This is a genomic window from Kitasatospora sp. NPDC056273, from assembly GCF_042268845.1.
In the GTDB taxonomy this organism is placed as follows: Bacteria; Actinomycetota; Actinomycetes; order Streptomycetales; family Streptomycetaceae; genus Kitasatospora.
In genome coordinates this window covers 57,398-71,627 of record NZ_JBHJSJ010000010.1, presented here as the reverse complement: position 1 = coordinate 71,627, position 14,230 = coordinate 57,398, and the positions used below count along the sequence as shown (strand labels likewise).

General features: G+C 74.3%; 7 protein-coding genes. 5 read left to right on the top strand and 2 right to left on the bottom strand.

Translation table 11 applies throughout. The annotated features are described in order from the left end of the window. Positions 1–21 precede the first annotated feature (21 nt). Positions 22–9,498, bottom strand: coding sequence for a beta-ketoacyl synthase N-terminal-like domain-containing protein (locus tag ACFCY1_RS12055; protein WP_375874406.1), 9,477 nt, complete (start codon positions 9,496–9,498; stop codon positions 22–24). A 433-nt stretch (positions 9,499–9,931) separates the two neighbouring features. On the opposite strand from ACFCY1_RS12055, the gene ACFCY1_RS12050 reads away from it, so the two are divergent. Then, entirely contained in the window at positions 9,932–11,119 is a 1,188-nt protein-coding gene (locus tag ACFCY1_RS12050; protein WP_375874405.1) for a PLP-dependent aminotransferase family protein, read from the top strand. Between the two features lie 218 nt (positions 11,120–11,337). After that, on the top strand, positions 11,338–11,844 hold the full coding sequence (lspA, locus tag ACFCY1_RS12045) for a signal peptidase II (protein WP_198959458.1): 507 nt from the start codon (positions 11,338–11,340) through the stop codon (positions 11,842–11,844). A 100-nt stretch (positions 11,845–11,944) separates the two neighbouring features. Here lspA and ACFCY1_RS12040 read toward each other — a convergent pair whose 3' ends face one another. Continuing rightward, positions 11,945–12,514: a LuxR C-terminal-related transcriptional regulator gene (locus tag ACFCY1_RS12040; RefSeq protein ID WP_375874404.1), complete on the bottom strand. Its 570-nt coding sequence runs from the start codon at positions 12,512–12,514 to the stop codon at positions 11,945–11,947. Between the two features lie 95 nt (positions 12,515–12,609). On the opposite strand from ACFCY1_RS12040, the gene ACFCY1_RS12035 reads away from it, so the two are divergent. From ACFCY1_RS12035 to ACFCY1_RS12025, 3 genes are all read left to right on the top strand, one after another. Next, on the top strand, positions 12,610–12,894 hold the full coding sequence (locus ACFCY1_RS12035; RefSeq protein ID WP_049649003.1) for a hypothetical protein: 285 nt from the start codon (positions 12,610–12,612) through the stop codon (positions 12,892–12,894). 82 nt (positions 12,895–12,976) lie between these two features. Continuing rightward, positions 12,977–13,519, top strand: coding sequence for a stage II sporulation protein M (locus ACFCY1_RS12030; RefSeq protein WP_375874403.1), 543 nt, complete (start codon positions 12,977–12,979; stop codon positions 13,517–13,519). After that, positions 13,516–14,136: a hypothetical protein gene (locus tag ACFCY1_RS12025; protein ID WP_375874402.1), complete on the top strand. Its 621-nt coding sequence runs from the start codon at positions 13,516–13,518 to the stop codon at positions 14,134–14,136. Before ACFCY1_RS12030 ends, ACFCY1_RS12025 begins: the two co-directional genes overlap by 4 nt. Positions 14,137–14,230 lie beyond the last annotated feature (94 nt).

Genomic DNA, 14,230 nt, shown 5'->3' with positions numbered 1-14,230 from the left:
GGGGCTCACCTTTCCCTTACCTCAGCGCGACAGTTCGTTGTCGAGCGCGTCGAAGAGTTCGTCGTCGGTCACGTGGTCGAGGTCGTCGGCGGGTTCGGCGGGTTCGTCCTGCTCCCGCTGCCAGGCGCGAAGGATCTGCGTCAGTCGGGTGGTGACCCTGGTGCGGTCCTCGCGCTCGCCGGCGAAGAGCTTCAACGCCTCCTCCATCCGGTCGGCGTCGGCGAGGATGCGCGAGACCGGGTCCGGTTGCTCGGGTTCGAGGGCCGCCAGGAGGTGGGCGGCCAGTTCGTCCGGTGTGGGCTGGTCGAACAGCACGTTGACGGGGAGCCTGAGCCCGGTGGCCGCGTTGAGCCGGTTGCGCAGTTCGACGAGGGTGAGGGAGTCGAGGCCGAGCCCCCGGAACTCCGCGCCGGTGTCGATGGCTCCGGGCCCCGAGTGGCCGAGGACGTCGGCGATCTCCTGGCACAGGAGCTCCGTCACGACGTCGAGGCCGCGCCCTCCGGCCGCCCCCGCGATCCGGTCGGTCCAGGTGGAGGCGCCCGCCGTCCTCGGTGTCGCGGCCGGGGCCGCCGTACGCCGGGCCGGGGCGGAGACGAGGCCGCGCAGCAGCGGTGGCAAGTCGGCCACGGCGGCCCTCGCGTGCAGTCGCGCCGGGTCGAGCACCAGCGGTGCCACCGCCGGCTCGCTTCCCTGCCGTGCCTCGTCGAACAGCGCCATGCCCTGCTCGGAGGGGATCTTTCCGATGCCGTACCGCTCGAAGCGCTGGAAGGCCGTGTCGTCGAGGCCGGCGGTCATACCGGACTCCTGCTCCCACAGCCCCCACGCCAGCGAGAGGCCCGGCAGCCCACGAGCTGACCGCTCCTGCGCCAGCGCGTCCAGGAACGTGTTCGCCGCCGCGTAGTTCGCCTGGCCCGCGGTGCCCACCAGGCCCGACACCGAGGAGTACAGCACGAAGGCCGCCAGCCCGGGGCACCGCTCCCGCGTCACCTCGTGCAACGCCCACGCGCCGTCCACCTTCGACCGCAACACCTCCCCCAGCGCCTCCGCACCCAGCGACACCAGCACCCCGTCCCGCAACACACCCGCCACGTGGAACACACCCGTCAGCGGACGCTGGGCCACCACCTCGTCGACCAGCACCCCCAACGCCACCCGGTCGGCCGCGTCACACGCCCGCACCACCACAGTGCGCGCACCCAACCCCAGCAGCTCGTCCCGCAGTGTCGCCGCCCCGGGCGCCTCCACACCCCGACGGCTCACCAGCACCAGGTGCCGCACCCCGCACGCCACCACCAGGTGACGCGCCAGCAACGCCCCCAGCACCCCCGTCCCACCGACCACCAGCACCGCCCCCTCCGGATCCAACGACGCCGGAAGGGTGAGCACGTTCTTGCCGGTGTGGCGGCCCTGGCTGATGTGGCGGAAGGCCTCCCTGCCCCGGCGGACGTCCCGGACGGTGAGCGGGAGGTGGGTGAGCGCGCCGGCCTCGAAGAGGCGCACGAGCTCGGTGAGCATCTCCTGGATGCGGTCCGCGTCGACCACCATGAGGTCGAACGCCTGGTAGGAGACGTCGGGGAGGGACGCGGGGTCCCTGACGTCGGTCTTGCCCATCTCCAGGAACCGGCCGCCGGGGCGCAGCAGGCGCAGCGAGGCGTCCACGTACTCGTGGGCCAGCGCGTTGAGGACGACGTCGAAGCCGCCGTCCTCGCCGAGCACCCGGCGGAAGCCCTGCTCGAAGAGGAGGTCCCGGGACGAGGCGATGCGCTCGTCCGGCAGGCCCATCGAGCGCAGCGTGTCCCACTTGCCGGGGCTCGCGGTGCCGAAGACCCGCGCGCCGAGGTGGTGGGCGAGCTGGACCGCGGCCATGCCGACGCCGCCCGCCGCCGCGTGGACCAGCAGCGACTGGCCCGGGGCCAGGGCGGCCAGGTCGGTCAGCGCGTAGTAGGCGGTCAGGAAGACGACGGGAACGGCCGCCGCCTGGGCGAACGTCCAGCCGTCCGGGACGGTGACGAGCATCCTGCTGTCGGTGGCGACCACCGGTCCGAAGGCACCGGGCAGCAGGCCCATGACCCGGTCGCCGGGCGCGAACCCGGTCACCCCGGGGCCGACCTCGGTGACCACACCGGCGCCCTCGATGCCGAGCGGGCCCGCGTCGCCGGGGTAGAGCCCCAGGGCGTTCAGCGCGTCACGGAAGTTGAGGCCCGCGGCGCGGACGGCGACGCGCACCTCGCCCGGCAGCAGGGGGGCGAGCGCCTCGGGGCGGGGCCGGAGGGACAGCGTGTCGAGGGAGCCGCTGGCGCCCGGTTCCATCCGCCAGGCCGGCGCGCCCTCCGGGGGTGCGAGCAGCTCTCGGGGTGTCTGCCGGGTCAGCCGGGCGGCCTTCAAGGTGCCGTTGCGCAGGGCCAGTTGGGGCTCTCCGGTGGCGAGCGCGGCGGCCACCAGCCCGGGGGTCGGGTCGGCGTCGGCGTCGAGCAGGACGAAGCGGCCCGGGTGTTCGGTCTGGGCGGTGCGCAGCAGGCCCCACAGCACGGATGCGGCGAGGTCCGCCACGCCTTCGGCCGCTTCGACGGCCACCGCGTTCCGGGTGAGGACCACCAGGGGCGCGGAGGTCCGGTGCTCCTCGGCCAGCCAGCTCTTCAGCAGGCCCAGGACCTCCCGGGCGGCGTCATGGGCCGCGGACGGCACCTCGTGCTCCGGCGCGCTCGCCGTCCACGGGAGGACGGCCACCTCCAGGTCCTCGACCGCACCGGACAGCGTGGTGAGGTCGGCGTGGCGGGCCACGCCCGGCAGGTCGGGGCCGCGCGTGCCGAGGACGGCCCAGCGGTCCGTCGGCGGGCCCGTCGGCAGGTCCGGGGCCGGGCCGGCCGGAGCGGTGCCGGCGGCCGGGTCCGGCACGGGCACCCAGTCCACGGCGAACAGCGGCGTACGGCCCCCGCCCGCCGCCGAGTAGGGGCGCAGGGTCAACGCCTCGACGGTGGCGACCGGCGCCCCGCCGGCGTCGCAGACGGCCAGGGCCACGGTGTCGGTACCGGTGGGCGTCAGCCGTACCCGCAGCACGGTGGCACCGGTGGCGTGCAGTTCGGCACCGGACCAGGCGAACGGCAGCCGGAGCCCGGCCGCCTGGTCGCCCTCCAGGACGAGCAGGTGCAGCGCCGCGTCCAGCACGGCCGGGTGCACCCCGAAACCAGAGGGCTCCACGCCGGCCGGGAGCCCGACCTCCGCGTACAGCACGTCGCCGTCGCGCCAGGCGGCGCGCAGGCCCTGGAAGGTCGGCCCGTAGTCGTAGCCGCGGGCGGCCAGGGCCTGGTACGCGTCGGCCACGTCGAGGGGGGTCGCGTCCTTCGGCGGCCAGTCCGTCAGCGCGCTCCCGCTGCCTTCGGCCCCGGCGGCCAGCACGCCGGTGGCGTGGCGCCGCCAGGTGTCGTCGGAGCGCGAGAACACGGCCAGCGACCAGCGCCCCTCCTCCTCGGGGTCCAGCACCACGCGCAGGTCGGCCGGGGCGTCGGGGTGGAGGGACAGCGGGGCTTCCAGGGTGAGTTCGTCCAGCCGCCGGCAGCCGGCCCGGGCGCCCGCCGCGAGGGCGACGTCGAGCAGCGCCACACCGGGCAGCAGCACCTCCTCGCCGATGACGTGGTCCTCCGTCCAGGGGTGGGTCGTGGGCGACAGGCGGCCGGTGAACACCCAGCCCCTCCCCTCGGGCCGCTCGACCGCCGCACCCAGCAGCGGATGCCCCACCGTCTCCAGACCCGCCGAGGCCACGTCCGCGACGGCGGTGTCCTGCGTCAGCCAGTAGGACCGGTGCTGGAAGGCGTACGTCGGCAGCTCCACCGGCCGCGCGCCCGGGAAGAGCGGGGACCAGTCGGGCAGGTGGCCGATGAAGGCGGCCTGGGCGACCGCGGTGAGCAGGGAGCCGCTCTCCGGGCGCCGGGCCCGCAGCAGCGGCAGGGTGACCGCGTCGGTCCCGGCCGGCAGGCAGTCCGGGACCAGACCGGTCAGGACACCGTCGGGGCCGAGTTCGAGGTAGGTCCCCACGCCGAGCCCGGCGAGGTGCTCGACCCCCTCGCCGAACCGGACGGCACGGCGGATGTGGGACACCCAGTAGTCAGGGGAGCAGAGCTGCTCGGCGGTGGCCTCCCGCCCGGTCACGTTGGACACGACGGAGAGGACGGGGGCGCGGAAGGTCAGGCCTTCGAGGACGGTGCGGAACTCCTCCAGCGCACTGTCCATGTGGGGAGAGTGGAAGGCGTGGCTGACCCGCAGCCGCCTGGTCCGGCGCCCCAGCGCCGCGAAGTGGTCCGCGACCTCGGTGGCGACCGCGGCATCACCCGAGACCACCACGGACCGCGGGCCGTTGACCGCGGCGATCCCCGCCAGGTCCTCGCGCTCTCCGAGGACCGTCAGGACCTCCTGCTCGGTGGCCTCCACGGCGATCATGGCGCCGTCGCCGCGGGCGGCCTGCATCAGCCGTCCCCGCGTCGCCACCATGAGCGCGGCGTCCGGCAGGTCGAGCACGCCCGCGACATGGGCGGCGGCCACCTCGCCGACCGAGTGTCCGAGCAGGTGGTCGGGCCTGATGCCGTAGTGCTCCAGGAGCCTGAACTGCGCGGTCTCCAGGGCGAACAGGGCCGACTGGGCGTACAGGGTGCGGTCCAGGAGTTCGGCGTCCGTACCGAAGACGACGTCCTTCAGGGGGACGGGCAGGTGCGCGTCCAACTGCGCGCACGCCTCGTCGAACGCCTTCGCGAAGACGGGGAAGTCCCGGTGCAGACTGCGGCCCATGCCGAGGCGTTGCGCGCCCTGGCCGGTGAAGAGCAGCGCGAGCCTGTTCGAGCCGTCGGGGGGCGTGATGGAGGGCGTGACGGTGACGTTGTCCGCCGTGCCGCCCTCGGCCAGGGTCCGCAGTCCGGCGAGCAGTTCTTCACGGTCGGCGCCCGTCACGACGGCACGCTGCTCGAACAGCGAGCGCTGCGCGACCAGCGACCAGCCGACGCTGCCCGCTCCGACCTCCGGGTGCTCCGTCAGGTGCTCCGCCAGCCGGCCGGCCTGCGCCCGCAATGCCTCCACCGACCGAGCGGACACCACCCACGGCACCACATCATCAACAGGGCTCCCAGCTACGGCAGTTGGCTCTTCGGCGACCCCTTCCACGATCACATGCGCGTTCGTCCCACTGATCCCGAACGACGACACACCCGCCCGCCGCGGCCGACCCACCTCAGGCCACTCCCGCGCCTCGGCCAGCAGCTCCACCCCGCCCGAGGACCAGTCCACATGCGACGACGGCACCTCCGCGTGCAACGTCCGCGGCAACACCCCGTGCCGCATCGCCAGCACCATCTTCATCACACCCGCCACACCCGCCGCGGCCTGCGTATGACCGATGTTCGACTTCACCGACCCCAGCCACAACGGCACTTCACGCTCCACCCCATAGGCGGACAGCAAGGCCTGCGCCTCGATCGGATCCCCCAACCGCGTCCCCGTCCCGTGCGCCTCCACCGCGTCGACATCACCCGCCGCCAACCCGGCATCCCCCAACGCCCCGCGCACCACCCGCACCTGCGCCCGACCACTCGGCGCCGTCAACCCGTTCGACGCACCGTCCTGGTTCACCGCCGAACCCCGCACCACCCCCAACACCCGACGCCCCGCCCGCCGCGCGTCGGACAACCGCTCCAGCACCAGCACGCCGCAGCCCTCGCCGAACCCCGTCCCCTCGGCCCCCTCACCGAAGGCCCGGCACCGGCCGTCCGGGGACAGGCCCCGGTGCCGGGCGAACTCGATGAGGGTGGCCGGGGCCGCCATGACGGTGACGCCGCCGGCCAGGGCCATCGAGCACTCGCCCCGCCGCAGCGACTGCACCGCCAGGTGCAGCGCCACCAGCGACGACGAGCACGCCGTGTCCACCGACAGGGCCGGGCCCTCCAGCCCCAGCACGTAGGACACCCGGCCGGACGCGACACTGCTCTCGTTGCCGGTCAGGACGTGCCCTTCGAACTCCACCGGGACCCGGGCGGGGGCGGGCCGGTAGCCGCTGGTCATCACTCCGGTGAAGACGCCGGTCGCGCTGCCCTTCAGGGTGTCGGGACGGATCCCCGCCCGCTCCAGCGCCTCCCACGACACCTCCAGCAGCAGCCGCTGCTGCGGATCCATCGCCTCCGCCTCGCGCGGCGGAACGCCGAAGAACCCCGCGTCGAACAGGTCCGCGTCGTGCAGGAAACCCCCGCCACGCGTGTACGTCCGCCCGCCTTCCCCCGCGTCGGGATCGGGGTCGTAGAGGTGCTCCAGGTCCCACCCCCGCCCCTCCGGGAGGCCGGAGATCGCGTCGCGCCCCTCCGACACCAGCCGCCACAGGTCCTCCGGCGACCGCACCCCGCCCGGGTACCGGCACCCCATCCCCACGATCGCGATCGGCTCGTCGTCGTGGGGGGTGCGGAGGGGTGCGGTGCCGGTGTCGGTGCGTTCGCCCGCGAGTTCCGTGCGCAGCCACTCCGCCAGGAGGGCGGGTGTGGGGTGGTCGAAGATCAGGGTGGGTGGGAGGGGGACGCCGGTGGCGGCGGCCAGCCGTTCCAGGAGGTTGACGGCGTCCAGCGAGTTGAAGCCGAGGTCCTTGAAGCGGCGGGAGGTGTCGACCAGCCCGGGCTCCGGGTGGCCGAGCACGGCCGCGGCGTGTTCCCGTACGAGGCCCGTCAGTTCGCCGTGGCCGGGCCGCGACGGCCCGGGTGCGGAAGCCCCGGTCTCCGCGCCGAACGGCACACGCCGGTCCACCACCGCGGGCCCACGCCGGTCCGCCACCACGGTCTCGCGCCCGTCCACCGCCGCGGTCTCGCGCCGGTCCTCGCCGTCGAGCCAGTACGACTGCCGCTGGAACGGGTAGGTGGGCAGCCGGAGCCGGCGCCCGCTGCCCGTCCGGAGCGCGGGCCGCCAGTCGACCCGCGCACCGCGCACGTGGAGCCGGGCGACGGAGTCCAGCAGACGGCGCGGACCGCCCTCGCCCCGCCGGAGCGTCCCGGTGACCGCCGCCTCGGCACCGACGGTCTGCTGGAGCGCGACGGTGAGCACCGGGTGTGGGCTGACCTCGACGAACGTCCGGTGCCCGGCCTCCAGCAGGTGCCGGGTGGCGGTCTCCATCCGGACCGGCCGGCGCAGGTTGCGGTACCAGTAGCCGGCGTCCAGCTCCGTGGTGTCGGTGATCTCACCGGTGACGGTGGAGCAGAACGGGATCCGCGACGGGCGCGGGGTGATCCCGGCGAGTTCCGTCAGCAGCGCGTCCCGCAGGACCTCCACGTCGCCGGAGTGCGAGGCGTAGTCGACCGGGATCGCGCGCACCCAGACGCCCTCGGCCTCGTACTCCGCCAGCAGCCGGTCGACGCTCCCGGGCGGGCCGGAGACCACCGTGGACACCGGACCGTTGACCGCGGCGATCTCCACCCCGTCCCAGCCCCGTTCGAGCCGGTCGCGGACCTGCGCCACGGGCAGGGAGACGGTGGCCATGGCGCCGGTGCCCGCCAGCCGGCCGAGCGCGCGGCTGCGCAGCGCCACGATCTTCGCGCCGTCCTCGACGCTGAGGGCGCCCGCGACGCACGCGGCGGCGATCTCGCCCTGCGAGTGCCCCACCACCGCGTCGGGACGCACCCCGAAGGAGCCCCACACCTCGGTCAGCGCGAGCATCATGGCCCACAGCACGGGCTGGACGACGTCGACCCGTTCCAGGGGCGGGGCGTCGGGCGTCCCGCGCAGCACGTCGAGCAGCGACCAGTCGACGTGCGGCCGCAGCGCCGCGTCGCACTGCTCCATCCGCTCCCGGAAGACGACCGAGGTGTCGAGCAACTCCCTTGCCATGCCGTCCCATTGGGATCCCTGGCCCGGGTAGACGAAGGTGACCTCGCCGTCCTCGGCGACGCTGCCCCGGACCAGTGCCGGGTCGACTCCGCCGGGTTCGGCGGCGGCGGTCAGGGCCCGGAGGAACTCCTCGCGGTCGGCCGCGACGACGACCGCGCGGTGCTCCCGGGTCGCGCGCGTGGTGGCCAACGCGAGGGCCACGTCGGCGGGTTCGGCGTCGGGCTCCTCGGCCACGTACGACCGGAGGCGGTCGGCCTGGGCCCGCAGCGCCTCCGCTGTGGCACCGGACAGGACCCACGGCAGCACGCCGGAACCACCGTCCGCCGGCGCCCGGTTGCCCGCGGCGGGGGCGGGCGGCTGGGACAGCACGACATGGCAGTTGGTCCCGCCGAGACCGAAGGAGCTGACGCCCGCGAGGCGGGTGCCGTCCGCCCCGGTCCACGGCAGGCGGTCCGTCACCATGCGCAGCCGCAGGGCGTCCATGTCGATCAGCGGGTTGGGGGTACGGAAGTCGAGGCTCGGCGGCAGCGTCGCGTGCTGGAGCGACAGTGCCACCTTGACCAGGCCGACCACGCCCGCCGCGGCCTCCAGGTGGCCGACGTTCGTCTTCACCGAGCCGACGTGCAGGGGGCTTTGGCCGGCCGTCCGGGCCGCGCCGAACACGGCGCCCAGCGCGGCGGCCTCGACCGGGTCGCCGACCCTGGTGCCCGTCCCGTGCAGTTCGACGTACTGGACGTGCGCGGGGTCGACACCCGCCCTCGCGCAGGCCCGCCGCAGCACCTCCTCCTGCCCGGCCCGGGCCGGCACCGTCAGTCCCTCTCCGCCGCCGTCGTTGTTCAGGGCGCTGCCGAGCAGGACGCCGTACACCGGGTCCCCGTCCGCGAGGGCCCGGCTCAGGGGCTTGAGCACCACCATCGCCCCGCCCTCGCCGCGGACGTAGCCGTTCGCCCGCTCGTCGAAGGTGAAGCAGCGGCCGTCGGGCGAGAGCGCGCCGAGCCCGGCCATCGCGTGCGCCGTGTCGGGCAGCAGGTTGAGGTGCACCCCGCCCGCCACGGCGAGCGCGGAGTCGCCGCGCCGCAGGCTCTCGCAGGCCAGGTGGACGGCGGCCAGCGACGACGCCTGGCCGGCGTCGACGGTGAGGCTGGGGCCGTGCAGGCCGAGGGCGTACGAGACGCGGTTGGCCGTCATGCCGCGCTGGGTGCCGGCGACGGTGTGCGGGGTCCGGGCGGCCGGTCCCCGACGGTCGAGCAGGAGGCCGTAGTCGCCGGACGCCACGCCGAGGAAGACGGCGGTGTCCTGGGAGCGCCAGGTCTCCGGGCGGATTCCCGCGTCCTCGAAGGCCTCCCAGCTCAGTTCCAGGGCCAGGCGCTGCTGCGGATCCATCGCGGCGGCCTCGCGCGGGCCGATCCCGAAGAATCCCGCGTCGAACCGGTCCACGTCCTCCAGGAACGCCCCCCACCGCAGGGCGGACGGCTCGTCGTCCCCGGTTCCCCCGGGGCCGCCCCGGCGGTCGTCGGGAGTTTCGGTGACGGCGCTGCGGCCGTCCCGCAGGAGGTCCCACAACTGCCGGGGTCCGGCAGCCCCCGGAAGGCGGCAGGAGATTCCGACCAACGCGATGGGTTCCTCCGGCACCGACCGATTTCCCGCGGAATTCACGGAGGCCTCGGAATGCCCATGGCGGAGATCAGACATGACGCCCCCTGTTATCACTTCGAACCGACCGACGGCATGACGGAACGCATCCCGGAGAACCAGGGAAAGGAAAGAGAGATTCGGAATTCCCCGTCAGAACACTGTGGAACACGGCACACGGCCCCCAGAGACTGACATACGCACCGCACGGCCCGACAAGCCCGTTCGACGGCCGACCACGCGTTTTCGGCCCATCTGGCGGAAGACCGCAGGTCAACGTCGGCCCCGGTCCCACCTGGTGGTTTCCGGAAGATCACGGTCCGGCACGGCCGGTCGCGGAACCCGCCGTCACCACGGACGCCTGAGCGATCTCGGCAAGAAATCGACGGGACATGTTTGGGCACCCGTGGGACTCCCGCACCCGGGACACCGCCCCGATCGTCCGTATCCTGCGGGCATGACGAGCCCAGCCGCCGCCCCCGTTCCCGTCGCCCGCCACGCCGCCGCCCACGCCTCGTCCGTGCGGGAGATCCTCGAACTCACGGCGCGGCCGGAGGTGATCTCCTTCGCCGGCGGCCTGCCCGCCCCGGAGCTCTTCGACGTCGCCGGCCTGCGGGCCGCGTACGACCACGTGCTGGCCACGGCCCCGTACCGCGTCCTCCAGTACTCGACCACCGAGGGCGACCCAGCGCTGCGGGCGGCCGTCGCCGAGCGGCTGGGCTCCCGCGGCCTGCCCACCCCGGCGGACGACCTGCTGGTCACCTCGGGCTCCCAGCAGGCACTGACGCTGGTCTCGACGGCGCTGCTGGCCCCCGGCGACACCGTCCTCGTGGAGAACCCCACCTATCTGGCGGCCCTGCAGTGCTTCGCCTTCGCGGGAGCCCGCGTCGTCCCGGTCCCGTCCGACGAGGACGGCGTCGACCCGGTGGCGCTGGCCCGCCTCGTCGCCTCGGAGCGGCCCAGACTCCTCTACCTCGTCCCCAACTTCCAGAACCCGACCGGCCGTACGCTCCCCGTCGAGCGCCGCCGGGCCGTCGCGGAGGTCGCGGCCCAGCACGGCCTGTGGATCGTCGAGGACGACCCCTACGGCGAGTTGCGGTTCGACGGCGCTCCGCTGCCGTGGATCGCCTCGCTCGACGCCGCGGCCGACCGCACGGTGCTGCTCGGCAGCCTCTCCAAGACCATGTCCCCGGGCATGCGCCTCGGCTGGCTGCGCGCTCCGGCCGAACTGCGCCGCGCCTGTACGACGGTGAAGCAGACCACCGACCTGCACTCCTCCACCGTCGACCAGGCGGCCGCCGCCCGGTACCTCACCCATGCCGACCTCGACGCGCACCTGACGCGGGTCCGCGCCGCCTACCGGGAACGCCGTGACGCGCTGCTCGACGGCCTGCCCCACGCGCTCCCCCACGGAAGCACCTGGAACCGGCCGGACGGCGGGATGTTCGTGTGGGTGCGCCTGCCGGACGGGCACGACGCCACCGCCCTGCTGCCCCGGGCCGCCGCCCACGACGTCGCCTACGTACCCGGCGCGCCGTTCTTCGCCGACCGGCCCGACCCGGCGACCCTGCGGCTGTCGTTCACCGGACACCCCGCCGAGGCGATCAGGGAAGGACTGACCCGCCTCGCCGGAGTCTTCGGGTGACCATCGGGGCCCGCCGACACCCGGCGACGGCGGGGCCGGCGCCCGGCAACGGCGCAGGTATGCTCCCGTTCTGACGGTGCGCTCCCGTACTTGTGGACACTCGTGCGCAAGCCGCCGTCACCTACAATGCGGCCATGACTGGCTTACTACGCCTACGGGTTGCGCGAGGAGCTTCCTTGTCCGGTGACACGCCTCGACGACTGGGCACCATGACAGCCGTGGCAATCGCACTGCTGGCGTCGGATTTCATCACCAAACAGATAGCGCTGACACATTTCTCGGGGACCGATCCGACATCGACCCTCGGCGGGCTTCTGAAATTCACGCTGGTCTTCAATTCGGGCGGGGCGTTCTCCATCGGCGCGGGGGAGACCTGGTTCTTCACCACGGTGAAGATGCTGGTCATCGTCCTCATGCTGGTGGTGTCGCCCCGGATCCGCACTCCCCTCTGGGCGGTCTCCTTCGGGCTGGTCATCGCCGGTGCGGCCGGCAACCTCATCGACCGGCTGTTCCGGGACCCGTCCCCGTGGGAGGGACGCGTCGTGGACTGGATCCAACTGCCGCACTGGCCGGTCTTCAACCTCGCCGACTGCGGCGTGGTCTGCGGCAGCGCCCTGGTGATGTGGGCCTCGATGCGCGGCATCCGCCTGGACGGCACGCGCGCCACCGAGGAGCCGGCCGAGCCGGACGCGACGGAACGGACCGCCGAGGTGAAGAACCCGTAGGGCAGCCGGCCGTCCGGCCCGGGGAGAGCCGCCCGGCCGGCCCCGAACCCGCCTGCGGGGCCCCCGAGTCGTGCGCCGGGCCCCGCACGGGGCCCCTTCCTCACGCCGCGGCGTGGGCCCTGAGCAGTCCGTACCGCTCGGCCAGGACGGCGGCCTGGGTCCGGTTGCGGACGCCCAGTTTGGCGAGCAGCTCGCTGACGTAGTCCTTGACGGTCGCCGGGCGGAGGTACAGCCGCTCGGCGATGTCCGCGTTGGACAGGCCCTCGCCCAGGCAGACCAGGAGTTCCCGCTCACGGGCGTTGAGCCGGGCCGGGACCTGCCGGTCGGGCGGCTCGGGAGCCACCGCCGGGGCGGCCGACCGGAGTTGCGGGAAGACCACGGTGCCGCCCGAGGTGAGCACCCGGACGGCGTCCAGCAGCAGGCCGCTCGGGGCGTTCCGCCGGAGGTAGCCGACCGCGCCGTGCTGCAGCGCCCGGTTCAGCAGGTCGCCGTCCTCCTCCGTGGCCAGCATGGCCACCCGGGGCGCCCGGGGCAGGTAGATCAGCGAGAGCAGGGTGTCGAGGGCCGCGTCGGCCTGGCGGCCTAGGTCGAGCAGGACCAGGTCGGGCTGGAGCGCGCGGGCCTGCTCGACCGCCCGGTCCACCGGACAGTCCGCCACCACCGTCAGCACGGGGTCGGATTCGATGATCAGGCGCAGTCCCGAAGCGACCGGTGGCTGCCGGATATTCCCAACCACTCCCTGAAAGTGGCGAACTGGAGATTAACATGTCCGTTTTCTCGACCCCGAAGAAGCGCATCGCCGCCGCCGGCGCGGCCGTTGCCGGTCTGAGCGCCCCGCTCCTGCTGGCCGCCACCACCCCTGACGTGCTGACCGGCTACTTCGGTCTGGAGTACAAGAGCGCCGACCGCGTGCTGACCGCCATCGAGGCCGGCACCGACGTCGCCGCCGCCCTCTCGCTGTTCGGTGGCGTCACCGCCGCCGGCGGCGTGGCCATGTGGATGCTCAAGAAGGCGATCACCGCCGGCGGCCGCCGCGCCATCATCGCCTGACCCGGGCGCCGGCCGGACCCCGCCGCACCGGCGGGGTCCGGCCCACCGGCCTTGTGTAGCAGACGACTTGGGGAGGGACGACGTGATCGCGGGAGTCCGCGGAGGGCTCGCAGCCGCCTGGGCCCGGCAGCGCTGGGCCGTGGCCGCGGGGCAGTTGCTCTGGTTCGCCTGCATGGCGATCGGGATCGCCTGCTCGGGCGGCATCGAGTCCGCCGTCCGTGTGGAACCCAAACCCGCCGGTCCGGGCCTGTGGCTCGAGGTCTTCCTCAACAACGCCAAGGTGGCCGCGCTGGCCTTCAGCGGAGTCGCCACCCTCGGCCTGACCACGGTCGCCTTCTCGCTGCTCTCCGGCCTCGGTGTCGGCGTGCTGATCGGGCACGCGTACGCGCTGGGCGGGAGCCAACTGCTGCGGGCCGTCGGACCGCACGCGGTGCTCGAACTGCCGGCCCTCGGCCTCGCCGTCGCGGCCGGCCTGGCCCCGGTGCTCGGGCTGTCCCGCCGCCTGGTGTCCGGACGGGGCGCCCCGTTCAGCCAGCACGTGGTCGACGCCGCTGTCCTCTTCGGAACCTCGCTGGCCGCGCTCGCCGTGGCCGCGGGCGTGGAAACGTGGGTGAGCCCCCGATGACCTTGACCACCACGACGGACCACCGTCCCCTGCTCGATCCGGAGGCCGCGCCCGAAGGCCGGGACGACGACCGGGACGACGACCGGGCCGGGCGCCTGCGCCACCGCGTCGCCCTGGCGCTCGCCGTCCTCGTCCAGCCCCTGGCCGGTCTCGGCCTCCTGGGCCGCTACCGTGCGGCCGTCCTGGAGAAGATCCCCGACGCGGCACCGGGCGCGGTGAAGGCCGGCGTCTGGGCGGGCTGGCTGTTCGGATCGGTGCTCGGCGCGATCGGCGTGCTGCTGGCCGTCCTGCTCGCCGGCGCCGCCGGTGCCGCCGCCTGCCGACTGGCCGGCGCCCGCGACGGCTTCGCCCGGGACCGCGCGACCGTCGGTACGGTGGCCGCCCTCTACTTCGTGGGCAAGCTGCTGCTGCTCGGCGCGGGCGCCGCCCTGGTCGGCCACCCGTCCTGGGACGGACTGGTGGACGCGCTGGGCAGCGCCGACCTCGGCTTGGTCGTGCTGTTCGCGGCCTTCACCGAGGTCCTGCGCCGCAGCACCGGCCTGAGCCCCGCCCGCAGCGCGGCGGCCGCGCTCGCGCCCACGGCGGTGCTCCTCGCGCTCTGCCTGATCCCGCGCTGAGCCCGCGCCGGGCCGGGACCGGGCCCGGCGCCGCCCGCACCGCCCGCACCGCCCGCACCGCCTGAGAGAACGACCCCCGTACGACCCGCACGAC